Raw genomic sequence first — 24812 nt, 5'->3', positions numbered from 1 at the left:
ACGCCAAGAAGCTACATTACCTGGTCGCCTCGCGCATCGCCGCCTTCGGCGTTCCAACGTGCCATCCGTTCGATCCGAGCCCGACTGATCCAGGCGATGTGGCACCACGCTGCCTCTCCCACTCCACCGGGAACGGCGCCATCAGCTCCGGCAGGGTTATCCCCTCCGCCTGCCGCCCGTCCAAGATCGCCTCGATAATGTCGGGCGCCAGCAGCGTCAGCCGCAACACGCGGCAGATATAGGACTCCGGCATCCGCTCCGCCGCCGCCATCTCCTTGATCGTGGCGTAGCGCCCGCTCTCCAGCAGGCGGCGCCAGCGAAACGCCCGCGCCACCGCCTTCACCAGCGTGCTGTTGATCCTCGGCACATGCGGCGACGCCCACGGCGCGCCGTCCGGCGCCAGCACCATCTTGCGCCCGCCGCGCTTGTGGATGACCAGCGGCACCCGCACCGTCAGCATCTGCGCCGTGCTGCTCATGCCGCCACCTGCACCTCAGCGCCCTGCCCCGTCGCCAGGTCCCGCACCAGGCTCGCCAGCCCATCCAGCCGCAGCCGGACGTCAGCGCCGGCGGGACCGACATCCACCCGGTCCACCAGCAGCCGCACGATCCGCGCCTGCTCCGCCGGGAAAAGCTCGTCCCACAGCGGGTCCAGCCGCTCCAGCGCCAGCCGCACCTCATCCTCGGCCAGATCCGGTGCCGAGGCCCGCGCCGCCTGCCATGTCCCCAACACCACCTCCGGCTGGCGAAGCAGCGCCCTCACCTGCGCCACCACCGCCCCCTCGACCTGATCGGCCGACAGGCGCGCGATCGGCGGCCCATCTGCCGCGCAACCCTTCAGTACGGCCTGACTGACATAGTAGCGGTAGAGCCGCCCGCCGGACTTGCGGGTGTGGGTCGGCGACATCGCCCGGCCGTCGCTGCCGAAGATCAGCCCCCGCAGCAGCGCCGCCGTCTGCGACCGGCTGGCGTTGGCGCGCGCCCTCGGGCTCTCCACCATCAGCGCATGTGCCTCATCCCACAGCGCCTGAGGGATGATGGCTGCGTGCTCGCCCGGGTAGGACTTCCCCTTGTGCACCGCCTCGCCGAGGTAGGTGCGATTGTTGAGAAGCTTGTAGATGTCGCCGCGGCCGAAGGTCCGGCCGTGCTTGGTGGTGACACGCTCCTCCCGCAGTGCCTGGATCAGCGCCTTGCCGGATCCAAGCTGAGCGAAGCCCTGGAAGACCCGCATCACCAGCGCCGCCTCAGCCTGGTTCACCACTAGCTTTCGGTCCCGCGCGTCATAGCCAAGCGGGACATAGCCTCCCATCCAAATCCCCCGCGCCCGGGATGCCGCCACCTTGTCGCGGATCCGCTCGCCGATCACCTCGCGCTCGAACTGCGCAAAGGAGAGCAGGATGTTCAGCATCAGCCGGCCCATACTGGTGGTCGTGTTGAACGACTGCGTGACCGAGACGAAGGTCACGCTGTGGGCGTCGAACACCTCCACCAGCTTGGCGAAGTCCATCAGCGCCCGGGACAGGCGGTCGATCTTGTAGACCACCACCACATCGACCATGCCCTGCTCGATGTCCGTCAGCAGGCGCCGCAGCGCCGGCCGCTCCAGCGTGCCACCGGAGACGCCGCCATCGTCGTAGCGGTCCCGCACCAGCACCCAGCCCTCGGCACGCTGGCTGGCGATGTAGGCCTCCGCCGCGTCGCGCTGCGCGTCCAGGCTGTTGAAGGCCATGCCTGAGGCTGTAGCGCATGTTCAACACCGACCATCGACCGTTGATCGGTGGTGAACAGCCCGGTTCGGCATCTGCTGGCACCACGGCGACGTGTTTCATTTGCGGCCAAGTGAATGATCCAGGAATGCACCCAGAGCTTGGGCACGGATACACGGGCACGGCCTTCGGCGTGTCGGTACCGAAGGCGATCACGCATCCGTAGAGACTAAGAGAGTCCCGACGGCGCTAGAAGGGAGGCCAACCAGGAAAGGCGCACTCAAGTGTCCAAGATCGTCTGCAACGGACCCCTGGCCTCGGCCCGCTCCTTTGCGCTAATTGGTCCACAGGGAGGCGGCAAAACTACGCTTTTTTACGCCTTATTAGACGCAACCACTGACACCCCACTTAGGCGCCCCTCATCGGCCGGCCTGGAAACCGAGTTTCGGCTCGGCCACGGTAGCCTGCTTCACGACACCTGGGCCATCCTCGACTGCCCTGGCTCGGTCGAATTCACCTACGATGTTCAATGCGCGCTCGCCGTCGTTGATCTGGCCGTCGTTGTCTGCACTCCCGCCCCAGAGCGCGCCGTAACCCTTGGTCCCCTGTTTCGCAATCTTGAAGAGACCGGCACACCAACGCTGATCTTCATCAATAAGCTCGATGCATCTGCAGGAGCGATACGCGATACCCTTGCCGCACTCCAGGCGCAGACAAGACGAAGGTTGGTGCTGCGGCAGGTGCCGATCCGCGAAGGTGGCGACATCATTGGCTACGTTGATATCATCAGTCGGCGCGCATATCGCTATCGGTCCGGTGCTCCGTCCGAGCGCATAGACCTTCCAGAGGGGATGCAGGCGCGAGAGGCCGAAGCTCGCGATGCACTGCTTGACGTGCTGGCCGATCAAGATGACGCGCTTCTCGAGAAGGTTGTCGAGAATGCTCCGCTGATGCCGATTGACCTTTACCGCCCGCTACACAGCGGTGAGGCAAGCGGGGCCGTGGTCAGCGTGCTACTTGGCGCCGCCGAATATCGAGGCGGCGTCCAGCGACTCTGGAAAGCCTTGAGACACGATGTTCCCGCGCCAGCCGAAACCGCCGCCCGCAAAGGCATTGCTGCGGACGGTGCTCCACTCGCACAAGTCTTTCGCACGCTGCATACCGGGCACGCTGGGCGTCTTTCGTTCGTGCGCGTGTGGCGAGGCTTGCTGAAGGAGGGGAGCGCGCTGGATGGTCTTCGGATCGGTCCAATAAGCCAGTTTCCCCGCGGAGAGGCACACAAAGTCCCGCAAGCTCAGATGGGCGACCTTGTAGCGGTTGGGCGACTGGAGGGCGTCCAAACGGGAGCCACATTAGGTGGGCCAGCTCTTCCGTTTCCTGCGCCGCCGCCATCGCAGCATGCGATTGCGATCATACCGGACGACCGCAAGGACGAGGTGCGTCTTTCGGTGGCGTTACAGCGGCTAACTGAGGAGGACCCCGCCTTAGGCGTCAGCCAAGACCCACAGAGCGGCACGACTATCCTTTCGGGCCAGGGCGAGATCCACGTGCGCACTGCGCTTGACCGCTTGGCGAGAGCGGCAGGCGTCAAGCTGCAGACCGGCCCTGCACCAATTGCATTCCGCGAGACCATTGGACACTCTGTAGTCCAGAGCACGCGACTCAAACGCCAGACCGGCGGACATGGGCAGTTTGCTGACGTCAAATTGCAGATTGCGCCACGGCCACGTGGGGCCGGATTCCACTTTGATGAAAAAGTTGTAGGGGGTGCTGTGCCGAAGCGCTTTGTTCCAGCAATCGCGCAGGCGGCGCAAGAGGCGACGCATAAAGGTCCGCTGGGCCACCCCGTGGTCGACATCTCGGTGACGCTGCTCGATGGCGCCTTCCATGCCGTCGACAGCAGCGAGATGGCCTTTGCGACGGCGACCCGCATGGCGATGCTAGAGGGGTTGGCGAAAGCAGCGCCAGTGCTGTTGGAGCCGATCGATGAAGTGACGGTCAGTGTACCAGCCAGTTGCACCCCGGCGGCCCAGCGGTTGCTGACGGGGCGACGTGGACAAGTTCTAGGATATGTTGCACGGCCGGGTTGGGCGGGCTGGGACGATGTTCAAGCGCTGCTACCGGCCGCGGAGCTTGTTGGCTTTATCGTGGAACTGCGCTCACAAACACAGGGGCTCGGAACCTATACTCGCCGCTTCGATCATCTCGCGGAGGCGCGGCGTTGCTAATAGCTCGATGAATGAATCGCCAAGCCGCGCCAGCTCGATCGCGGCCGGCATCAGCAGAATGAAGGCGCCGTTACGTTACCCGCGACCGCTGACGTGTCAGACCAGGGCGGACGCCGTTTGACGAAAGCTGCTGGGTAACGAGAGTGCCAAATTCGACAGTCGATGTGCCGCCTGCTCAGCCACCAGGCGCCCTGCTTCGGCAGCCGCGGCACCATTCGGACCAGCCACGGGCCGGTAGCCCCGGTCGCCGCCCTGCACCGCCCCACGCGCCCGAGCCGCCCAGCGCCACCCGCGTCCGCTCGCTGATCAATTCCCGCTCTTGCTGCGCCATTTCTGCATAGCAAAGGCGAAGCGCAGACGCGGCGTTTTGTTGCTCAAACGACACAGGCTGGTCCAAGCAAGCGACATCCTGGCCTTGTCACGCTTTGGTGATAATAGTTCGTAATGGTTTAGCGCATTCTTCTCGCATGCCGAATGAAGGCCTCGGCGAGGCTTCAAAAAGAGTGGGGGAATTTCATGCGCGTACTGATTGTCGAAGATGATGAACTGATTCGAATTTTGGTCCGTGATCTGCTCGAGGAAGCCGGCTTTGACTGCAGGGACGCCAGCGACGCGGATGAGGTGACCGCCATCCTCGACAACGACAGCGGGTGGCAACCGGACCTACTGGTCACCGACTACAATCTCGGCCCAGGGCCTAACGGCCTGGCAGTCGCCCGTGCCTGCCGACGGCGGCTTCCTGGGCTACCGGTCGTTTATGCGACAGGCAACCCGGAATGCCTGGTTGGCCGGCCGCTCAGCGCACGAGACTGCGTCGTGGCGAAGCCGTTCACGGCCTACGCACTTGTTGCAGCGGTGCGCGAAGTCGGGCTGCCGACCCGCATCTTGCACGCGACGCGACACCAAGCGACGGAACTGTCAGCGCGAGCTAGCCTGTGCATGTAGCGTGCTCAGGCAGAGGGCGCTGTTGCTTTGCGAGGGCCTGCCCCTCACCTGCATGGGTAGGGCCCCGCCAACATCGTGTGGGTCCACGCCCCGCTTACTCGAGGCGTCGGCACCTGTCGTTGATCGGCGGGGAAGGGTTGGTGCTGACGGCCATGTGACGGTCTGGCTGGTGGATGCGATGTCAACTGGCTGATACTCGGACTGAATGGATATCAACGGCGACTCTACCGGCAGCGACAGTAGCCAGGAGCCCTCAGGCGCCGAGACGAAGACCGCTACGCCAGTAGCTTCGGCGCGCGCAGATGCATATCGGGAGCGCTTTCGTCAGTCGCAGGCCATAGCGGCTCAGATTGCCCGTGCCAGAGCGGCAGGCGGCAAGCCGACTGAGGAACAGGCGGCACGCCTGGTTGCGGAGTTCCACGCGCGGGGCGGCAGGATTACGGCTGTTCCGCCGTCAGACGATGATCCCCTGGATGGGCTGGACGGCGCCAAGCCGCTCAGGCGCTCACCAAAATAGCGCGCCGGTGCCGGCGTTATGCTGGCGCGCTCATGCGATAGGTCGTGCCATTACCCACGCGACGATCGTATGCGTCCAAGTTCCTGTGTCCGGGGGCGCCGGCACACCCCGCTCATTCAGCGCCCGCGTCAACGCCGCCTGCCCAGCGACACCTAGCGCGCGTAGGTGCTCCACCTCCAGCACCAGCCAATGCGCTGCCTGAATCGCGGCCTCTCGGCGCGCCAGGGCCGCGGCGCCACTGTCGGGCCCCACTGCAGGCCTGTAGCCCCGGTCGCCGCCCAGCACCGCCCCGCGGGCCTTCGCCGCCGCCAGCGCGGCGCAGGTTCGCTCGCTGATCAGCTCCCGCTCCTCTTGCGCCATCGTCGCGTAGATCCGCAGCATAAGCTCGTCATCGCCCGGCATGTCAGCCGCGCGGATCGACACCCCATCCTCCAGCAGCTGCGACAGCGTGTGCGCCTGCCGTGTGATCCGGTCGAGCCGCTACACCACCAGCACCGCCCCGAGTTGCCAGCACCCCGAGCCGCCGCGCGCGTCAGTGCATTGTGCGCCCTTGCGCTGCAGCGAAGCTGGCAAGCCCCTCTGCCTCAATTGTCGAGAGCGCCTCCTCGAGGGCGGCCTTGTCAGTGGCGAACTGATCGTCCCAGATCGTCGAACCGCCGAGGTGATCGACGACTTCGAGGATCCAGCCCGTGTCCTCCTCGCCGCGATAGATCAGGACCTCAACGCTGATGTTGCCCTGCGTGACCCGCTGCTCCAGCGGTGAGTGGATGATCCTGTAATCCTCTTCCATGGGGCGGCCTCGAAATGGGGTGCGGCACGATAGCTCCGCCTTCAGCCGTCCGTCAGGTTGGGGTTGCCCTAGAACCCGCCGATTTGCGCCACCGCGCGAGCAACAGTTGTGTGCGCCCAAGCGCCGCGGCCCAGTGGTGTCGGCACCCCGCGCTCATTCGGCGCCCGCGCCATTGCCGCATGCCCACCGATGCCTGGACCCGCAACCGCTTCGCCTCCAGCACCAACCGATGCGTTGCCCGCGACGCTGCCTCCGGGCGCGCCTGCGCTGCCACTGCGGCGTCAGGGCCTGCCGACGGGCGATAGCCCCGACTGCCGCCCAGCAGCGCCCTCCGCGCCTTGGCCGCCGCCAGCGCCGCCCCGGGGGGCCGCTCCGCGACAGCTCGTGGGCCTTACCGGCTGTCGCGGCCGGCAAGCTGGGCCTAGCTCACCTCCACCCGCAGGATCTCGACCTCAGGTGGAGAGCGGAGGATTTCGCTGAAGCCGCGCATCCAATCTTCGGTCGCCTCGGCTGATCCGCCGCCCCTGTGCCTGACCCCCTGGAGCTGGTCCAAACTCGTCAGCGTGACCTCGAAAACCAGGGCAGGACCTCCGTGACCACGTGTCAGCGGGATCAGCATCCGTGCATCGAGCCCATCAGCGCGAGCCGCCTGTACCTCATGTCGGACGAACTCAAGCGCCTTTGGGCGATCCGCGGGTAGCACGTCGTAAGAGAAGCGAGCGATGAACATGGCGGCCTCCGTGTCTCGTCCGCGCCAGACATACCCTTCCCGGCCGGACCGTTGGAACAAGCCCTCGGCATCGGACGAGTACGAACCAGCACGATGCGCCAGACGCTTTGAGCCGGCAGTCGAGGCGGCCCCTTCCAGCACCGACGCTATGCTCGAAGCCGCTCCAGCACTCGTGCCACCGTGGTATGTGTCCAAGCACCGCGGCCCGCAGGGGGCAGCACCCCGCGCACGTTCAGCGCACGCGCTAGCGAGGCGTGACCCCTGACGCCCTCCGCGCGCAGATGCTCCAACACGAGCACCAGCCGATGGGCTGCCTGATCAGCCGCCAGCCGCCGTGCCGCGGCCGCCCCGCCGCTGTCCGGTCCCGTTGCAGGCCGGTAGCCCCGGTCACCGCCCAGCACCGTCCCGCGGGCCTTCGCCGCCGCCAGCGCCGCCCGGGTTCGCTCGCTGATCAGCTCCCGCTCCTTCTGCGCCATGGCCGCGTAGATCCGCAGCATCAGCTCATCCGCGCCCGGCATGTCGGCTGCGCGGATCGCCGTGCCATCCTCCAGCAGCTGCGACAGCGTGTGCGCGCGTCGGGTGATCCGGTCGAGCCGCGCCGCCACCAGCACCGCCCCCAGCTGCCGGCACCGCGCCAGCGCCGCCTGGAAGCCCGGTCGGCGGTCGTCCTTGCCGCTGGCGATGTCGGAGAATTCGGCCACCAGCGTCCAGCCCTGCGCCGCTACGAAGGACCGCACGCTGGCCTGCTGCGCCTCCAGGCCCAGACCGCTGTGGCCCTGCTCGGCGGTTGAGACCCGGTAGAGGCCAACCGCCAGGCGGGAGGCGCTGTGCTGCGTGGCGTGCATCAGCCGGCCACCAAAGCGATCTGGTAGACGCTGTAGCTGCCCTTGGCGCCGGTCTGATTCGGTCCGACCTGCCGCACCCGCTCCAGTACCGCGACCTCGATGCCGTGCCGGGCGCGGAGGCCGGCGAAGAACCCGCGCACCGTGTGCGGCGCCCAGCCGGTCGCCTCCACCACCTGCGCCACGGTCGCGCCCTCCGGCCGGCGAAGCAGGGCCAGCACCGCGGCCTGCTTGGTGCCCTCGCGCGGCCTGCGGGGAGTGCTGGCTGCTCGCGGTGCGCCGGCCGGCCGGCTGGCGAGGATCGCCCGCAGGGACGCCAGCGGTGCCTCGATTGGCTGCGATGCCTCCCAGGCGGTGACCACAGCGGTGGCGGCAGCGCGCAGGTTGAGCCGACCTGAAGGTGCATCCGGCGGTGCGGAGGCCGCCTCGAGGCTCAGGGGCGGGCTGTCGGAGATTATGGCCGCCTGGGTGTCGCCGGCAGTCAGTACCCGCGCCGAGCCAGCGGGATCTAGGCCGATAGAGGCCAGGCCCTTGTCGGTGATGCGTAGCGCGATCCACACGCTCGCCTCGTCCTGTCGCCATCCAAACCCGAAATGCTCCGCCGGCGCCCGCACCTCGGCGAGAAGCCCGCCCCTCAGCATGCTGCGGAACACGGCGTTGCACGCCGCCGCAGGGATCTTCGGCAGAGAGGCCAGTCCCGCTTCGTGCTCCGCGGCCTGGCGCAGGATCTGGGACTGGGTGTCGGTCAGCGTCATGGTGGTGGTCTCCGGCATCGGGCGCCGAGGATCGGGCCCTACCACCAGGCGCCCCGCCGACTGGCGCCGGTCGGGGCGTGACCAACGCTTGCTCTGAATCCGACCAAAGCCAAGTGGCTTCTGCAGGAATTCCTCATGATCGGCCGGGACGGTGTTGTGGATGTGATGGAGGGTGCGAGACCCTCCCTGATGAGTCACAAAAAATAGCCTGCTGGTGAACGTATCCGCGGTACGCGTGCGTGCCCACATTCCTCGTCTGTGGCGACCGCCGCGCAGTTGAGGCCGATGCGGGCACAAGCGTTCGACTTGGTCCCCGGGGAGGCGGCCGATGCCAGCCTTTCGCTGATACCGCCGACTCCGCACCAACGGCCTCGCCTATTTGTTCAGTTGTAGCTCCGCTGCGCCTCCCTGAGATGTCCGGAGGGAAGCGCTTCCAACCCCGGGTCTGGCGGTAGCTCCACCCCGAAATGTCGCTGCAGCACTTCCGCGATTACCTCGTAGCAGGACCCAATGCGCACCACCTCCATGGTGCGGAAGTCGATTATGGTAGACGACCGCCGGTAGCGGTGAAACTTCTGCAGGCCGCAATCCACCACCTCATCCGCCACGGCATAGCCCACGTCCATTGGGATGATTGCCACGCCGCCAGCCTTCACCGCCTGGACCACTCGGCGCGCGTCGCCCCGAATATCTAGCCTGCTCATCCGGCTTACCCTAGGTTCAGGTTCAGCGCCGGCAGGATCGGTGCCCACCGGTCGTCCTCCGCGCGAAGCATGGCGGCCGCTTCCTCCGGGGAGTTCGGCGTGATCTCGAAGCCTGCACGCGTCAACTGCTCGCGCAGCCCTGCATCGCGTAAGCTTTCCAGCGTCGCGGCGTGCAGCGCGGCGATCGCCTCCCGCGGCGTTGCGGCAGGTGCCAGCACCAGGAAGCGTAGCGCGTTGATCACACTTGGCAGACCCTCTTCCGCTGTGGTTGGCACGTCGGGAGCCGCAGACGACCGCTGCGCAGACAGGACGGCGAGTGGGCGCGGCGTGCCAGCCGCGAAGTGCTGCGTCACCGAGCCCAGGCTGAACACGCCAAGATGCACATGGCCTGCCAGTACGTCATTCATCGCCGGGCCGCCGCCGCGATACTCGGCCTGCACCAGCCGGATTCCGGCTTCACGCGCCAGCAGCTCGTCGCCCCTTTGGCCGTTCGCTTCACCAGCCAGGGTCATGCGATCATTGCGTGGCATCGCGCGTCGAGACAATTGCCGAGGATGTTGCCTACCTCAAGCATGTAGCGCGCGTGGGACGGCGTGCCATCGGCGAGGCGACCATGCGCGAGCACGTCGAGGACACATTGGTCGTGGGCAGGCGGTGCCCCTGCTGCAACGTCGCCGAGGTAGTGACGGAGGATCGCGTCCGCTTGCCCTTCGCCGAGTTGACCACTTCTACGCCAACACCCAGCCGAATGGCGCGCGTACCTGGCTGATCTAGAAGCCCTGCCACACCGAATTGACCGCCGGCCGCGTGCCGTGGGAGCAGCGCGATGCGGAGTTCTGCATCTATCAGAACAAGCGCCTCCGGCTGCCCGAACGGCAGCAGACGCTGTTCGGCTGAGATGGATCAGACCGTCCTGCCCTGAGCGTTGGCGAAGCCCGCCGGCAGTCGAGCTGCGGCGCACGCCGCAGCGTACTCCAGCGGCACCACACGTGTGATGTTCTACGGCCGCACGGTGGAATACCCTCGCTTGATGAGCTCGGGCGCGCACGGGCGGTGCTGCGCGGCGCGGAGACGACGGCGGCGCGGTACGGGCCCGCAGCGCGGGCGCACCCCCGCTATTGCCAGCCTCGACGGCAGCGATCTACGCTCGACACGGAAGTCGGGAGCAACAGGTCCCGTTCATCCGAGACATGGAGCACCGGACGACCATGGCACTGGCGCGGGATCCGATCACATTCGAGCTGTTCAAGAACGCCATCTTCTCCATTGCTGACGAGATGGCGCTGACGGTGTTCCGCACGACCTATTCGGGCGTTCTTAAGGACAACATGGACTATTCGACGGCTTTCGCGGATGCAGAGGGGCGGCTGGTCGCGCAAGGGCTGACGCTGCCGGGGCATCTCGGCTCCATCCCGACCGCGCTGGAAGCGGTGATGCGCCGCTATGGCGAGGACATCCGCGAAGGCGACGTGTTCATCATGAACGATCCCTTCGAGGGCGGGATGCACCTGCCCGACATCTTCATCTTCAAGCCGCTCTACCACGCAGGGGAGCGACTGGCGTTCGCCGCCACGATCTGCCACCACACTGATGTCGGCGGCCGCGTTGCTGGGTCCAACGCCTCGGACTCCACCGAGATCTATGCCGAGGGTCTGCGCATTCCACCGCTGAAACTGTATGAGGCGGGACGGCGCAATGAGGCCATCATGGCGATCATCGAGCGCAATGTCCGCCTGCCCGTCCGCCTGTTCGGCGACCTGCGTGCCCAGCTCGCCGCCTGTCACATCGCGGAGCGCCAATTCGCGGACCTTGTCGCCCGCTACGGCGCGGAGACGGTGAAGGACTACATGCAGGACGTGATCGACTACGCCGAGCGCCTGACCCGCGCCGCACTGGCAGATCTGCCCGACGGTGAGTGGTCCTTCGAGGACTGGATCGACGACGACGGCGTGGACTACGGCAAGCCGATCCGCCTTTTTGTCACGATCCGCAAGACCGGCGCGCACATGGTGGTGGATTGGACGGGCACCAATCCGCAGGTGAAGGGCGCGATCAATAACACGCTGTCCTTCACCAAGGCCGCGTCCTATACCGGTGTCAGATCGGTGCTGCCGCCAGGCATTCCGAACAACGAAGGCGTGTTCCGCGCCATCGAGGTGATCTGCCCGCCCGGGACGGTCGGCAACGGCGTGCTACCCGCGGCCTGCGCCGCGCGGGGGCTCACCGGCTTCCGCATGGCGGACTGCATCTTCGGCGCGCTCGCCATGATGCTGCCGGACAAGGTCTTTGCGGCGGGCGATGGCGGCAACACGGGCATCTCGATCGGCGGCTACCATGCGGACCGCTCTCCTTTCATCTATGTGGACTTTACCTGCGGCGCCTGGGGCGCGCGGCCCTGGGCGGATGGCTTGGACGGCAACAGCCACATGATGGCGAACATGGCCTCCCATTCGATAGAGGTGACCGAGGCGGAGCAGCCGATCCAATTGCTGACCTACGAATTCGTCCCGGATCGCGCTGGCGCGGGGCGATTCCGCGGCGGCGTGCCTTTCCGGCGAGACTACCGCTTCACGGAGGAGGAAGGCGTGCTGCAGGTCCGCTCCGACCGGCGCGTGCATCGCCCCTTCGGACTCTATGGCGGCAGCCCTGGCGCGCCTTCCGAGAATCGCATGGATCCCGAGGGGGAAAACCGCCTCGTGCCCTCCAAGATCACGACGAACATCCAGCGTGGCGTGGTGTTCCGCCATGTGCTCGCGGGCGGCGGCGGCTGGGGCGATCCGCTGGAACGCGACCCGGCGAAGGTGTTGAAGGACGTGCGCAACGAATTCCTCTCACCCGAGCGGGCGCGCGCCGATTACGGCGTGCTGCTGGACACCGCCGCCTGGACGGTGGATGCGGCGGCGACCGAGCGTCTGCGCGCGGAGCTGCGCCAGCGCCGTGCCTGGGTTGAGACACCCAAGGTGCAGAGGACGGATCCGCTGCCCGCCGAGGCCGCGGAGTGAACGCCATGACCGTAACCTGGCGCGTCGGCGTGGACATCGGCGGCACCTTCACCGACATCGTGCTGTTCGGTTCCAACGGCACGATCCACACCAAGAAGATTTCCTCCAGCGTGGACGACTATGCGCGCGCTATTGTCGTAGGCCTGGCCGAGCTGTTCGCGGAGACCGGCGTAACCGGCGAGGCGATCGAGGAGATTCGCCACGGCACGACTGTCGCCTCGAACGCGATCCTCGAACAGAAGGGCGCGCGCACCGGTCTGATCACCACCAAGGGCTTTCGTGACGTGCTGGAGATCCGCACGCTGCGCATGCCCCGCCTCTACGACATCGCCTGGGAAAAGCCGGCGCCGCTGGTCGAGCGCCACCTCCGCCGCGTGGTAGATGAGCGCGTGGACGCACAAGGTCGCATCGAGCGGCCCCTCGATGAAGACGAGGCCGCGCGCGTTGTCCAGGCGCTGCTGTACGAGGGGGTGGAGGCGATCGCCGTCTGCCTGCTCAACTCCTACGCCAACCCGGCGCATGAGCACGCGATTGCGGCGATCATCCGCGACCTGGCGCCGGACCTGCCGCTTTCGGTTTCCGCCGACGTCCTGCCGGAAATCAAGGAGTATGAGAGGACTTCGACGACCGTCATCAACGCCTACATCATGCCGATCGTCGCGCGCTACCTACGCTCGCTGCGTGGCGGGCTGGATCGCGCGGGTGTGCCGGCGCGGCTGCTGCTGATGCAATCCAATGGTGGGCTGATGACCACCGAGGCCGCGGTGGCGAAGCCTATGCATATCGTCGAGTCCGGCCCGGCGGCCGGCGTGGTCGGCGCGCAGGCGCTGGCCCGTGCGAAGGGGCTGCCCGACGTCATCACCTTCGACATGGGCGGGACCACGGCCAAGGCCGCGACGGTCGAGCGTGGCGAGGTCACGCGCGCCACCGAATACTCGGTGGGCGGCGGCATCATGATGGGTTCGCGCCTGCTGACCGGGGCGGGCTACCTGCTGAAGGTGCCGGCGATCGACCTGGCCGAGGTCGGCGCTGGCGGCGGTTCACTCGTGCGGATCGACGCCGGCGGCTCGCTGCAGGTGGGACCGGAGAGCGCCGGCGCCTCACCCGGCCCGGTCTGCTACGACATGGGCGGGACCGAGCCGACGGTCACCGATGCCAACGTGATCCTCGGCTACCTGAACCCCGGGCATCTGGTCGGCGGTGCCGTGCGATTGAACGCTGAAAGCGCGCGCGCCGCCTTCGAGGCGAAGGTCGCGCGGCCGCTCGGACTGGAACTCGCGCGCGCTGCGCATGGCGCGCATCTCATCGCGGTCTCCAACATGATCCGCGCGATCCGCGCCGTCTCCTCGGAACGTGGACGCGATCCGCGGGACTTCGCCCTGTTCTCCTTCGGCGGCAACGGGCCGCTCTTTGCCTGCCGCATGGCGGAAGCGCTGGGCATGCGGCGGGTGATGGTGCCGCCCGCGCCCGGCCTGTTCTCGGCCTTCGGGCTGCTCTACGCGGATGTTGAGCACCATTTTTCGCGCAGTCTCCGCCGGCAGACGCGCCGGCTGGATTTGGCTGAGTTCAACGCAGCCCTGAACGCGCTGTCCAGCCAGGCGCTCGACCAGCTTGCGGCGGAGGGTTTCACCGGTGCGGAAGCTCGGCTTCGCCGTGCAGCCGCATTGCACTATCACGGCCAGAGCTTCGATCTGACCGTGCCGCTGCCTGACGGCCCGATCACGGCCGACGCCCTGCGCGCGCTTGAGGAGGCGTTCGGGCAGGAGCATGAGCGGACCTATGGCCACCGTGCCGGCGTGGAAGAGCCGGTCGAGCTCGTCTCCATCCAGGTGATCGGCCAGGGGATCCGGGCCGGCGAGGCCCAGCCGCTCGGTGGCGTGCCGAGCCGCGTGGAGGCCGCGGCACCGGCGCCACGCCACATCTTCCTGGGGCCGGAGGAGGGCTGGGTGGAGGCGCCGGTGATCCGCCGCGCCGACCTCGCCGCACCGCAGACCGGGCCGCTCATCGTCGAGGAATACGATGCCACCTGCCTGGTGCTGCCAGACTGGCGCGCCAGCCTCGATGACACGCGCAACATCCTGCTCGACAAGCCGTAGCGGGCGGGCCGCCGCCCTCCGTCATACCAAATCCCGCGGATCGTGACCGGTTGGAGCTATAGCTCCAACCGCCTCAGACGCCCGAATCCGCGGCCTTGGCTTCGCGCCATATGCAGCGGCGCGTCACGGCAGCGCCGTGACCGGGCGCTCGCCCGCCTTCGGCGGGCGCGGGTCGCGATCAATGGGAAACAATATCAGCCCGCGGTGGCGGCGCTGCGCGGCAGCCAGAGCGCGAGGTCCGGCCAGACAACCAGCACCGCGATCATCAGCACGAGCGTCAGCACGAAGGGCGAGACGCCAATCATCACGTCGTCGATGCGGCCGCGCTTGCGAAGCCCCTGCACGACGTACAGGTTGATGCCGACCGGCGGCGTGATCATCGCCGTCTCCATCAGCAGAATGATGAGGATACCGACCCAGACTGGGTCGAAGCCCGCGGTGATAAGGACGGGCGCGATGATCGGCACCGTCGCCACCATCATGGAGAGCGTCTCCATGAACATGCCCAGAACGATGTAGAAAGCGATCACCACCAGCAGCAGCTCGAAGGGTGACAGGCCGAGTGAGGTAATGGAGCGGTTCACCTGGGCGGTCAGCCCGATCGACGTCATCACAAAGTTCAGGAAGTAGGCGGCGATCAGGATGGCCATGATCATCGCCGTCGTCCGCATGGTGCCTTCGAGCGCGGCGCGCAGCACCTCCAGCGTCAGCCGCCGGTGCCAGGCCGCCACCGCCATTGCGGCGATCACGCCAAGCGCCGCAGATTCCGTAGCCGTGGCAAGGCCGGCATAGATCGAGCCGATGACCGCGGCGAAAATGAACAGCGGCGGCAGGAGATCCGGCAGGGATCGCAGGCGTCCTTCCCAGCTTGTCGGCACCCGCGTGCCGTCGAGGTCCGGCCGCAGCAGGCACGCCACCATCACCGTCAGGCTGAACAGTACCGTCAGCACGATGCCAGGCAGCAGCCCCGCCAGGTAGAGCTGCGGGATGGAGGTTTCCGTCAGCACGCCATAGACAATCATGTTGATCGAGGGAGGGATGAGGATGCCGAGCGTGCCACCCGCCGCAATGGTACCGAGGAAGAGCCGTTCATTGTAGCCGCGCCGCTCGACCTCGCCGAGCGCCACGGTGCCGATCGTCGCCGCGGTGGCGACCGAGGAGCCGGAGGTTGCTGCGAACAGCCCGCAGGCAACGATGTTCGAATGCATCAGCCCGCCCGGCAGCCAGGGCATCCACTGTACAAGGGCAGAATACATCCGCTCCGCGATGCCTGAACGCAGGAGGATCTCGCCAAGCAGCACGAAGAAGGGGATCGCGACCAGGAGGAAGGAGTTGGACGTGGACCATGCCAGTTCACCCATCGCGAGCGAGAGCGGGAAGCGCCCATAAATTTGCTCCAGAACCAAGCCAAGCATGCCGAGCGCCGCGGCGACCGGGACGGCCAGCGCAAGCAGCCCGAGCAGGACGATGAGGGTCGTGGCAATCATAGGCCTTCCGCCGCCTTGCGTGCCGCTGCCGCGCGCATTTCTTCCTCCACCTCCTCCTGTGCGGAGCGGGTGCCGATGAGGCGCCCGGTTCCGGCCCGGTCGCCGGCAAACAGGCGCCCGATCGCGGCAAGCAGCAGAACCACCCCGATCACGACGAAGGTACCGAGGCCAATGAGCCAGATCGCCTGTGGCAGAATCAGCGGCGTCTCGAGTTCGGACTGGCTGCGCGAGCCCGAGACCCAGGATTGCTGCAGCACACCGATGCCATGCCAACCCACCAGCGCGAAGAAGCCGATGAACAGCGCGAGCCCTAAAAAGTCGAGCGCGACGCGAAGCCGCGACGGCAGCAGCATGTAGACGCTGTCGATCCGGATATGGGCGCGGTCAAGCAGCGCCGCGGCCAGCGCCCAGCTCGTTCCGATGGCCAGTGCGTAGCCGGCAATCTCGTCGGCGCCGCCGACCGAGACGGCGAACAGCTTGCGTATCGTCACGTCCACGCCGATCAGGCAGGCAGAGAGAAGGATGAGCGCACCGCCGAACCAGAGTCCGGCGCGGGCTACGCCCTGTGAGGCTGCGAGGAGTTGTCGCATGCGCCTTCCGGAGGAACGGGTTTGCAGAAACAGACGGGCCCGGTATTCAAGCCGGGCCCGGTCAGCGCGTCGCGCTTCAGCGGCCGGGCTTCAGCGGCCAGGCACCGGGGCGGTCAGGCCGAGCGTACGGCCGACCGTGTCGTTCCATTCCCGCGTGCACTCGGCGCCGCAGCGCCGTGCCCAGTTGGCCAGCACCGCACCCTCGACGAGTTGCCGGCGCTGCGTCTCCTCCTCCGGCCGCACGGGCACGATGGTCATGTTGGCGGGCCGCCCCATCGTGCAGGGCTGCCGGCCGGTGTTGCAGTTGTCGGCCTGGTCGGTGCCCTGCCGCAGCGTAGCCCACATCCCGTCCTCATAGGTCTTGACCTGCTCCAGGAGGAAGGTTTGCGTGCGCTGGTCCAGGCGGTTCCAGGTGTTGATGTTCACCGCCAGTACATTGATGCTCCAGCCGAGCGACATCGGATAGATGGAGCGCGACACCTCCGTCCATCCCGCCGTGTTGCCCGACAGGCTGCCCGTGACGGCGCAGTCCACCACTCCGTTGTTGAGCGCGGGCACGACCTCGGCGAAGGCCATGCTGATGGCGGTGGCATTCACACCCTGCAGGAAGTCGCGCATCGTGTTGTTGAACACGCGGATTCGCTTGCCACGCAGATCCTCGAGACCGCCGAGCACGCTGCGGCACCAGAACACCTGCGGCGGATTGCCGCCGAAGGCGAGCAGCTTGGCATTCCAATTCCGCTGCATTTGCCGGTCGATGATCGGCCGCCAGGCGTTGCAGGCTTCACGTGCGCGATCGATGTCGAGTGTCACCCCGGCCAGGTCGCAGCCCTCGAAGCGCGCATCGTCGCCAGCCATCTTTGAGATGTCCATGCCGGCGAAGTCCATGACGCCGAGCCGCAGCAGGCGCAGCATGGTGCGGTCGTCGATGCCCATTTGGTCGAGCGGCGTGATGTCCACCGTGATGGCGCCATTCGAGGCGCGCGGGATCGTCTCCCGCCAGAAGGGAACCTCGTTCACCGTCGAGGCGACGGTCGGGCTGTTCAGGCCGATCGCCTTGAACTGCAGCCGCGGCAGATCCTGCGCCACCGCGCTACCCATGACAGCCGGAAGGAGCACCGCGAGCGCGGCGCCGAGTAGCTTGCGCATCTTCACCTTGATTCTCCTTCCCGTTATTGATTCGTCCTGCCCTGGCGGTACCGTTCCGCGCGAGGCGTCCGGACCGCTCCGAATGTTGGCACTGGCGAAGGTCGCCATGCAAGCAGCGAGATTGGTCCCTGTGCGATGCGCCGCTTATCCGGCAAACCCGCGCGGCACCCCTGGTCAAGCGCCCCACATGGCAGCATGATATTTTACTCGCCATCTCCTAGCGTGGGAGCACGCGTTGCAAAGCGACATTGAGCCGCCCCGCCCCGTGCGGGTCGCAGTGGACATCGGTGGCACCTTCACCGATCTGCAGGTGTTCGACGCCCGCACCGGCGCCGTGCACGCATGGAAGACGCCGACCACGCCGGACGATCCCTCACTCGGCCTCACGACGGGATTGCGTGAGGCGACGGAGCGCTTCGGCTTCGCTCTCGCCGATATCGGCCTGCTGCTGCACGGCACGACCATCGCGACCAACGCGGTGCTGGAGCGCCGGCTGGCGCGCGGCGTGCTGCTGACCACCGCCGGCTTCGAGGACGTGCTGGAGATCAACCGCCATGTGCGGCGCGACATCTACGGTCTGGCACCAGATCCCTTCCCTACGCTGATCCCGCGCGACCGGCGTCTCGGCGTGGCGGAGCGGATGCGCGCCGACGGCACGGCCGAGCAGCCGCTCGACGAGGCCGCGCTACCCGCGCTGCTGGCACGGATCGACGCGCTCGACGCGGAGTGCGTTGCCGTCGCGCTGCTCAACAGCCACGCCAGTCCCGCGCACGAACGGCGCCTGGGCGCGCTGCTGGCGGCGGCGCGGCCGCAGGTGCCTGTCTCGCTTTCCTGCGACGTCAGCCCGGAGATCCGCGAATACGAGCGTACCTCGACCACGGTGCTGAACGCGCTGCTGCTCCCGGTCGTGCAGATTTATCTCGACCGGCTGGAGCGGCGGCTCGGCGAGGGTGGGTTCCGCCCGCTCATTTTTCTTGTTCAGTCGAATGGCGGCGTCTGCAGCCTGCGCACCGCCGCGGAACAACCGGCGCGGCTGCTGCTTTCCGGTCCATCCGGCGGCGCCCTTGCAGCGGGTCGGCTGGCGCAGATGCTGGCACGGCCGAACCTGGTTGCGGTGGACATGGGGGGCACCTCCTTCGATGTCTCCGTGGTGCAGGACGGGCGCGTCTCCGTGGTGACGCAGGGTGAGATCGACCGGCTGCCGGTGCGCCTTCCGATGGTGGATATGCGGACCATCGGCGCGGGTGGCGGCTCGATCGCCGCGGTGGATGCGGGCGGGCGGCTCACCGTCGGGCCGCGCAGCGCAGCGGCAAAGCCCGGCCCCGTCGCCTATGGCCGCGGCGGGACGGAGCCGACGGTGACGGATGCCAATCTTGCCCTCGGGCGGCTTGATCCCGACTTTTTCCTCGGCGGCATGATGAAGCTGGACATGCCCGCCACCCGCGCCGCGATCGAGGCGCGAGTTGGCACGCCGCTCGGCCTTTCGGTCGAGCGTGCCGCGGAAGGCGTGCTGACCGTCACCAATGCCAGCCTCGGGGCGGCGATTCGTCTTTCCTTGTTCGAAAAAGGGCTGGACCCGCGCGAATTTGCGCTGCTCTCCTTCGGCGGCGCGGGCGGGCTGCACGCGACCGACGTGGCGGCCGAAATCGGCATCTCCAATGTCGTTTTCCCGCGCGATCCCGGCACGCTCTCTGCCTATGGCATCCTGTTCTCCGACCTGGCGCAGGACCTCGCGCGCTCCCGCCTCTGCCATGCGGAGCCTGCCTCGCTACCCGCAATCGTGGAATCGGTGGCCTCGCTCAGCGCGGAGGCCGATGCGCGGCTGGCGCGCGACGGCATCCCGCCGGCGGAGCGCCGCATCGAGCTTGCGGCGGACATGCGCTACCAGGGCCAGGCCTTCGAACTGCTGGTGCCCTGGGGCGAGATCGCCACGCCCAATACGGCGGCGCTGGAACGGCTGGTGAAGGCCTTCCACGCCATGCACCGCCAGCGCTTCAGCTACGCCAATCCCGGCGATCCGGTGGAGATCGTGACGCTGCGCGCCCTTGCCACCGGCAGCCTGCCCAAGCCGCGCGTGGCAGAGACCCAGCCCGCCACGCGCCCCGCCCGCAAGGGCACGCGCCGCGTCTTCGAGGGCGGAGCCTGGCGCGAGCTGCCGGTCTGGGACCGCGACGCGCTCGGCTCCAAGGACCGCATCGATGGGCCGGCTGTGGTGGAGGAACCTTTCGCTACACACTGGATCGGCCGCGGCTGGACCGCGACGCTCGGCACCGGCGGCGCGTTGATCGCCTCGCACAAAGGCGGCGCGGCAGCGGAGGGAGGAATGGCATGAGCAGCCTCGGACCGGTCGAAATCGAGGTCATCCGCAACGCGCTGACGGCGGCCGCGGCGGAGATGGACGTGACGATCTGGCGCACCAGCCGCAGCACCATCGTGCGCGAGCTGCTGGACTATTCCACCGCCGTGTTCGACGCCGAGGGCAACAACGTCGCGCAGTCCGCGCGCATCCCGCAGCACCTGAACTCGATGGGCGCGGCACTGCGCACGCTGCTCGCCAGGTTCGTGGATGCGGAGCGCTGGGGGCCGGAGGACATTGTTGCCACCAACGATCCCTATTGCGGCGCGCAGCATCTGAACGACGTGCTGGTATTTAAGCCAGTGTTCCATGAAGGCCGGCGCATCGCCTATGTCGGCGCGCTTTGCCACCATATTGACATGGGCGGCATGGCGCCTGGCAGTTACGCCGCGACGGCGACCGAGGTGTTCCAGGAAGGGTTGCGAATCCCGCCGCTGAAGCTGATCGAGGACGGCAAGCTGAACGAGGCGGTCTGGGCGATGATCGGCCAGAATGTCCGCAAGCCCGCGCTGATGCTCGGTGACCTGCAAAGCCAGCTCGCGAGCCTCGAGGTCGGCGCCGCCTCCATCCGCCGACTCGCCCTGCGGCACGGTGCCGATGTGATGCTTGAGGCGTGCGCCCGCATCCTTGACATGAGCGAGGCGGCGATGCGAGCCGCCATCCGCGCCATGCCCGACGGCACCTACGAATTCGAGGACTTCCTCGATGAGGACGGCGTCTCCGGCGAGAAGGTGCGGCTGCATGCGCGCCTGACCATCGCGGACGATGAGATCGAGGTGGACCTCACCGGCTGCGCCGACCAGCAGCGCGGTCCGGTAAACTGCACGCCGGCGATGTCCGACTGCGCCGCCTACTACGCCATCATCGCCGCGACCGACGGCGCCGTGCAGGCGAATGCCGGCTGCTACCGCCCGATCCGAATCATCCACCGCGAGGGCAGCGTGACAAGCTGCCGCCCGCCCGCTTCCGTCGCGCATCGTGTCGCGGTGACGCACCGGCTGGCCAATGTGCTGTTCGGCGCGCTGCACCAGCCGCTGCCCGACCGCATCCCCGCCGCCTATTACGGGGGCAGCTACGTCGTCACCTTCCAGACCATCGGCGAGGATGGCCATCGTGAGGTGCTGGTGGAGATCGAGATCGGCGGCACCGGCGCGCACCCGGCCAAGGATGGCGTTAACGCTTGGTCCTTCGGCATGCACAACAATGCCAACATCCCGGTCGAGATGATCGAGAGCCAAATGCCGCTCTCCATCACGCGCTACGGGCTGCTGCCCGACTCCGGCGGCGCGGGCGAGCATCGCGGCGGGCTCGGACTGGTGCGGGAATGGCGCGTCGAGAGCCCTGCCTGCGTGTTTACCGCCAATATGGATCGGTTTCACTTCCCGCCCTATGGCCTGGCCGGCGGTAGGCCCGGCAGCCTCGGCCGCCTGTTACGCATCCGCGGGGGCGAGGAGACACCAATCCCGCCGAAGAGCGACGGCGTGCAGCTTCGCCGCGGCGATATCGTGCGGCTGGAGACCTCGGGCGGCGGCGGCTTCGGCGATCCTGCGCGCCGCGACACCGAGGCTGATACGCGCGACCGCGCGCTCGGCTACGTCACGGGCTGAGCGGGCGGTCAAACTGGACGAAGCGCCTTCGCCAGAGCGGCGACATCCGGTGCGCAGGCGAGCGCTTCGACGAGCGTCGCGAGCTGGCGGAGGCGCTCCGGCGGCATGGGATGCCGTGCGGCGGCAGCGCAGGCCTCCGCCTTGGCCATCTGCGCCGCTTCCGGCAGCGGGTTGGCAGGGCTGCCGAGCGCGGCCTCGACCACCATGCGCGCCGTCATGCCCTCCTCGCCGACGATCTCGACAGTCTGCGGCACGACCGCGTTCGGGTCACTGTTCCCGTCCTCCACCACCTTCACGCGGAGCGCTAGGGCACGCGTCGCGGGGTCCGACAGCCGCGCGGGCGTGAAATCCTGCAGCCCGACGGTCCCAAAGCGCAACGTGGTCGCGACGACATAGGGCAGGCAGAGCCGCGCATAGTTCTCGGTCAGGTCCGGTACCAGGGGGCGACCGACGAGCCGCATCGCGAGCGGCGGCAGGTGCAGCCGCACCTCCCAGATCCGCCCGGGATCCACGCCGCCGCGTGCCATCAGCCGCTGCACCCCATCGATGGCGGGATGGGTAAGGCGGCCGGAGGGGAATGGCTTGTGCGCCAGGCGCGTCACCTGCCAATCGCGGCCGAGCGCGGCGAGGCCCGGTTCGAGATCATGCCCGGCCTCCGTCATTTTGAGGAAGCCGGAGGGGCCGGTGAGCCAGGCGAGCGGGCCGGCCACCCCAGCCTCGGCAAGGTCCGCCGCACGGAAGGCTGCCGCGGCGGCGAAGCCCATCTGCACCGCCAGCGCGATTGAACCCTCGTGATGCGCCTGCATGGTGCCGGGGATCTGTCCGAGCATCAGCCCCGCACCGGCCGCGCCGCGTGCGGCATCGAAGCCGCGCAGCCGCGCGACCGCGCCATAGGCGCCGAACATGCCTGCAGTCGCCGGGCGGAAGAAACGCATCGGCCCGCGCGCCGCCGCGCCAATGGTGCAGGCGAGATCAACGCCGAGGACGAGGGCGTCGAGGAATTGGCTGCCGGCAACCGGCCTGCCCAGCGCAGCCTGCCGCTCCGCCTCAGCAACCGCGGCGGCGAGAGTTGGCGTCATCACATGGACCACGGCCGCCTCATGGATCGCGTCGAACTCCAGCGCATGCGCCTGGAAGGCGTTGACGAAGGCGGCCTGCGCCGCGGGTAGGCGCGCTGCCTCGCCCCAGATCGCGGCCTCCGCACCCGCACCCCAGCGGCCGGCGGCGGAAAGCAGCCCAGGCTGCGCGGGATGTGCAGATCCAGCGAGGCCAACGGCCAGGGTGTCGAACAGGAAGCGGCGCGCCGCTTCCTTCGCGGAAGCGGGAACCGCCTCTGCGTCTGTCTCCAGCACGTGGCGGAGGAGCCGGGTTTCGGCTGCGATCGTCATTGCGCAATGCTGCCGGCGCGGTGGAGGCCGGTCAACGCCCTTGACCCTTTCCCGCCTTACTTCCCGGCCGCAATGTGTCTGGCGTGGCGGCGCGAACGGGGTGATGAGGCGTTCGGCGATCGTGCTTGGCGCGAGAATGGTGGGCGTGTTCGTCGCGCTCCATCTGCGACGCCACTGCTTCGAGGTGGCGCTGCTGGACCGCCAGCGGCCGGGAGGGCGCGCCTCCTTCGGCAATAGCGGAGATATTAGGGCGGAGGCGGTCTTTCCCACGCCCTTTCCGCGGGCCCTAACGTACCTGCTCCGCATCGCGCGCAACCGCGCCATCGACGTGTCCTAACATCCACTCGCGCTGCCGGGCCTCGCCGCGCCGCTCTCGCGCTACTGGTGGAACGCCGCGCCCGCGCGCTACGCGCGGATCGCTCGTGCCATGCCGCGATGATCGCGACCGCGCGGGAGGAGCATGTGGCGCTCACCCGCCATGCCTGGGCGAAGGCGCTGCTGCGGCCGACTGGCTGGATGCGCATATTCATCTGCCTGGAATCGCTGGCCGAGGCGGAGGCTCTGGCTCACTTCTAGGGGGGCAGGCCAGGCGGAGGATTTTAGCTCATTTGTCACATGCGGATTACGATGAGCCCAAAATCCTCCGTTCTTCAACTCCGCCAGCCCGTCTCAAGGGCGCTGCACGGCGGCCGGTGACTTTGTGTGGAGGCCATCGCCAGCGGTGGCGCCGCGGCGCATCCTGGCAGGCGCAGTCCGGCAGGGGGCGACGATGCATCCCTGTTCCGGCGTGGGGAGAGGAACGGTGATGCGGATCGGTGTACCAAAGGAAATCAAGATCCATGAGTATCGCGTCGGGCTGACGCCGGGCTCGGTGCGGGAGCTTACGGCCCAGGGCCATCAGGTTCTCGTTGAGACAGGTGCCGGGGCGTCGATCGGCTTCGACGACGCTAGCTACCGGGCGGTTGGGGCGTCGATCGGCGCCAAGGCTGCGGATGTCTTTGCCGCGGCGGAGCTCATCGTGAAGGTCAAGGAGCCCCAACCCGAGGAATGGGCGCAGCTGCGCCCGGACCAAGTGCTGTTCACCTATCTGCACCTCGCCGCCGACCGCGACCAGGCAACCGGGCTGCTGCAGTCGAGCGCCAGCGCCGTGGCCTATGAGACAGTGACCGACGGCCAAGGGGGCCTGCCCCTGCTGGCGCCAATGAGCGAGGTCGCCGGTCGCATGGCCGTGCAGGTCGGCGCGCGTTGCCTGGAGAAGGAGGCCGGCGGGGCGGGCATCCTGCTTGGTGGGGTGCCCGGCGTGCCCGGGGCCAATGTTGTTGTGCTCGGAGGTGGCGTGGTGGGGTCCAACGCTGCCCGGATCGCGCAGGGGATGCGCGCCCGCGTCACGGTGCTAGATCGCTCGCTGCGCGTGATGGCGGCGCTGGACGCCGAGTTCGGCGGCACTGTGGCAACGCAGTTCGCCAGCGTGGAAGCTATCGAGGCGGCGGTGTTGGCAGCCGACCTAGTGATCGGTGCGGTGCTGCTGCCTGGCGCGGCGGCGCCCCGGCTGGTTACGAGGGAGATGGTGCGGAGGATGCGGCAGGGCAGTGTGGTGGTAGATGTGGCGATCGACCAGGGCGGTTGCTTCGAGACGTCCCGCCCCACGACGCATGCGGAGCCCACCTACCTCGTCGACGGTGTGGTGCACTACTGCGTGACGAACATGCCCGGCGCCGTGGCGCGCACCAGCGCTGTTGCTCTGAACAATGCAACCCTGCCCTTCACGCTGCAGCTGGCTGGAAAAGGGCTGCGGCGGGCCTGTGTGGAGAACCCTCATCTAGCACAGGGACTCAACGTGCACGCTGGCCAAATCACCCATCCCGCTGTAGCTGCTGCTTTAGGCATGGCTTTTACGGCGCAGGAGACACTGATGGGTTGA

23 protein-coding genes are annotated in these 24812 nt (G+C 67.7%); 10 read left to right on the top strand and 13 right to left on the bottom strand.

Annotated features, from left to right (window positions below):
• Positions 1-16 precede the first annotated feature (16 nt).
• Together ACFHPP_RS24160 and ACFHPP_RS24155 are read right to left on the bottom strand one after the other, a co-directional pair.
• Positions 17-478: a hypothetical protein gene (locus tag ACFHPP_RS24160; protein WP_437165797.1), complete on the bottom strand. Its 462-nt coding sequence runs from the start codon at positions 476-478 to the stop codon at positions 17-19.
• Positions 475-1728, bottom strand: coding sequence for a recombinase family protein (locus ACFHPP_RS24155; RefSeq protein ID WP_437165796.1), 1254 nt, complete (start codon positions 1726-1728; stop codon positions 475-477). The genes ACFHPP_RS24160 and ACFHPP_RS24155 overlap by 4 nt, the downstream gene beginning before the upstream one ends.
• A gap of 17 nt (positions 1729-1745) precedes the next feature.
• On the opposite strand from ACFHPP_RS24155, the gene ACFHPP_RS24150 reads away from it, so the two are divergent.
• The 3 genes from ACFHPP_RS24150 to ACFHPP_RS24140 all read left to right on the top strand — a co-directional run bounded on the left by ACFHPP_RS24150 (position 1746) and on the right by ACFHPP_RS24140 (position 4878).
• Positions 1746-1931, top strand: coding sequence for a hypothetical protein (locus tag ACFHPP_RS24150; RefSeq protein ID WP_437165795.1), 186 nt, complete (start codon positions 1746-1748; stop codon positions 1929-1931).
• Positions 1932-1989: 58 nt separating this feature from the next.
• Positions 1990-3933, top strand: a complete 1944-nt coding sequence (locus tag ACFHPP_RS24145) for an elongation factor G (protein ID WP_437165794.1) — start codon at positions 1990-1992, stop codon at positions 3931-3933.
• Positions 3934-4407: 474 nt separating this feature from the next.
• Positions 4408-4878, top strand: a complete 471-nt coding sequence (locus ACFHPP_RS24140; RefSeq protein ID WP_437165793.1) for a response regulator — start codon at positions 4408-4410, stop codon at positions 4876-4878.
• A gap of 547 nt (positions 4879-5425) precedes the next feature.
• On the opposite strand, the gene ACFHPP_RS24135 is transcribed toward ACFHPP_RS24140, so the two are convergent.
• The 7 genes from ACFHPP_RS24135 to ACFHPP_RS24105 all read right to left on the bottom strand — a co-directional run bounded on the left by ACFHPP_RS24135 (position 5426) and on the right by ACFHPP_RS24105 (position 9728).
• Entirely contained in the window at positions 5426-5863 is a 438-nt protein-coding gene (locus tag ACFHPP_RS24135; RefSeq protein ID WP_437165805.1) for a recombinase family protein, read from the bottom strand.
• A 64-nt stretch (positions 5864-5927) separates the two neighbouring features.
• Positions 5928-6185, bottom strand: coding sequence for a hypothetical protein (locus ACFHPP_RS24130; RefSeq protein WP_437165792.1), 258 nt, complete (start codon positions 6183-6185; stop codon positions 5928-5930).
• A gap of 421 nt (positions 6186-6606) precedes the next feature.
• Positions 6607-6915, bottom strand: a complete 309-nt coding sequence (locus ACFHPP_RS24125; protein ID WP_437165791.1) for a hypothetical protein — start codon at positions 6913-6915, stop codon at positions 6607-6609.
• A 146-nt stretch (positions 6916-7061) separates the two neighbouring features.
• The gene (locus ACFHPP_RS24120; RefSeq protein WP_437165790.1) at positions 7062-7760 is read right to left on the bottom strand and encodes a recombinase family protein; all 699 of its coding nucleotides are present in this window, start codon (positions 7758-7760) and stop codon (positions 7062-7064) included.
• On the bottom strand, positions 7760-8512 hold the full coding sequence (locus ACFHPP_RS24115; RefSeq protein ID WP_437165789.1) for a DUF3489 domain-containing protein: 753 nt from the start codon (positions 8510-8512) through the stop codon (positions 7760-7762). The genes ACFHPP_RS24120 and ACFHPP_RS24115 overlap by 1 nt, the downstream gene beginning before the upstream one ends.
• A gap of 383 nt (positions 8513-8895) precedes the next feature.
• Positions 8896-9153: a hypothetical protein gene (locus ACFHPP_RS24110; RefSeq protein ID WP_437165788.1), complete on the bottom strand. Its 258-nt coding sequence runs from the start codon at positions 9151-9153 to the stop codon at positions 8896-8898.
• A gap of 68 nt (positions 9154-9221) precedes the next feature.
• Positions 9222-9728, bottom strand: coding sequence for a Bug family tripartite tricarboxylate transporter substrate binding protein (locus ACFHPP_RS24105; protein ID WP_437165787.1), 507 nt, complete (start codon positions 9726-9728; stop codon positions 9222-9224).
• 696 nt (positions 9729-10424) lie between these two features.
• Between ACFHPP_RS24105 and ACFHPP_RS24100 the strand changes: the two genes are divergently transcribed.
• Positions 10425-12218: a hydantoinase B/oxoprolinase family protein gene (locus ACFHPP_RS24100; protein ID WP_437165786.1), complete on the top strand. Its 1794-nt coding sequence runs from the start codon at positions 10425-10427 to the stop codon at positions 12216-12218.
• A 5-nt stretch (positions 12219-12223) separates the two neighbouring features.
• On the top strand, positions 12224-14314 hold the full coding sequence (locus ACFHPP_RS24095; protein ID WP_437165785.1) for a hydantoinase/oxoprolinase family protein: 2091 nt from the start codon (positions 12224-12226) through the stop codon (positions 14312-14314).
• 194 nt (positions 14315-14508) lie between these two features.
• On the opposite strand, the gene ACFHPP_RS24090 is transcribed toward ACFHPP_RS24095, so the two are convergent.
• From ACFHPP_RS24090 to ACFHPP_RS24080, 3 genes are all read right to left on the bottom strand, one after another.
• A complete protein-coding gene (locus tag ACFHPP_RS24090) occupies positions 14509-15801 on the bottom strand; it encodes a TRAP transporter large permease (protein ID WP_437165784.1) in 1293 nt (430 codons plus the stop codon).
• Entirely contained in the window at positions 15798-16391 is a 594-nt protein-coding gene (locus ACFHPP_RS24085) for a TRAP transporter small permease subunit (protein ID WP_437165783.1), read from the bottom strand. The genes ACFHPP_RS24090 and ACFHPP_RS24085 overlap by 4 nt, the downstream gene beginning before the upstream one ends.
• Positions 16392-16481: 90 nt before the next feature.
• On the bottom strand, positions 16482-17540 hold the full coding sequence (locus tag ACFHPP_RS24080; protein ID WP_437165804.1) for a TRAP transporter substrate-binding protein: 1059 nt from the start codon (positions 17538-17540) through the stop codon (positions 16482-16484).
• Between the two features lie 235 nt (positions 17541-17775).
• On the opposite strand from ACFHPP_RS24080, the gene ACFHPP_RS24075 reads away from it, so the two are divergent.
• The gene (locus tag ACFHPP_RS24075; RefSeq protein ID WP_437165782.1) at positions 17776-19872 is read left to right on the top strand and encodes a hydantoinase/oxoprolinase family protein; all 2097 of its coding nucleotides are present in this window, start codon (positions 17776-17778) and stop codon (positions 19870-19872) included.
• A complete protein-coding gene (locus tag ACFHPP_RS24070; protein WP_437165781.1) occupies positions 19869-21503 on the top strand; it encodes a hydantoinase B/oxoprolinase family protein in 1635 nt (544 codons plus the stop codon). Before ACFHPP_RS24075 ends, ACFHPP_RS24070 begins: the two co-directional genes overlap by 4 nt.
• An 8-nt stretch (positions 21504-21511) precedes the next feature.
• On the opposite strand, the gene ACFHPP_RS24065 is transcribed toward ACFHPP_RS24070, so the two are convergent.
• Positions 21512-22891: an MmgE/PrpD family protein gene (locus tag ACFHPP_RS24065; protein WP_437165780.1), complete on the bottom strand. Its 1380-nt coding sequence runs from the start codon at positions 22889-22891 to the stop codon at positions 21512-21514.
• Positions 22892-23036: 145 nt separating this feature from the next.
• Between ACFHPP_RS24065 and ACFHPP_RS24060 the strand changes: the two genes are divergently transcribed.
• The 3 genes from ACFHPP_RS24060 (at position 23037) to ald (ending at position 24812) form a co-directional block, all read left to right on the top strand.
• Positions 23037-23228: a hypothetical protein gene (locus ACFHPP_RS24060; RefSeq protein ID WP_437165779.1), complete on the top strand. Its 192-nt coding sequence runs from the start codon at positions 23037-23039 to the stop codon at positions 23226-23228.
• A 98-nt stretch (positions 23229-23326) separates the two neighbouring features.
• Positions 23327-23467 (top strand): hypothetical protein, encoded by a 141-nt coding sequence (locus ACFHPP_RS24055; protein ID WP_437165778.1) that lies wholly within the window; start codon positions 23327-23329, stop codon positions 23465-23467.
• Between the two features lie 229 nt (positions 23468-23696).
• The gene (gene ald / locus ACFHPP_RS24050; protein WP_437165777.1) at positions 23697-24812 is read left to right on the top strand and encodes an alanine dehydrogenase; all 1116 of its coding nucleotides are present in this window, start codon (positions 23697-23699) and stop codon (positions 24810-24812) included.

The organism is Falsiroseomonas sp. E2-1-a20, from assembly GCF_051433195.1.
In the GTDB taxonomy this organism is placed as follows: Bacteria; Pseudomonadota; Alphaproteobacteria; order Acetobacterales; family Acetobacteraceae; genus Falsiroseomonas.
This window is presented reverse-complemented; position numbering and strand designations above follow the sequence as displayed.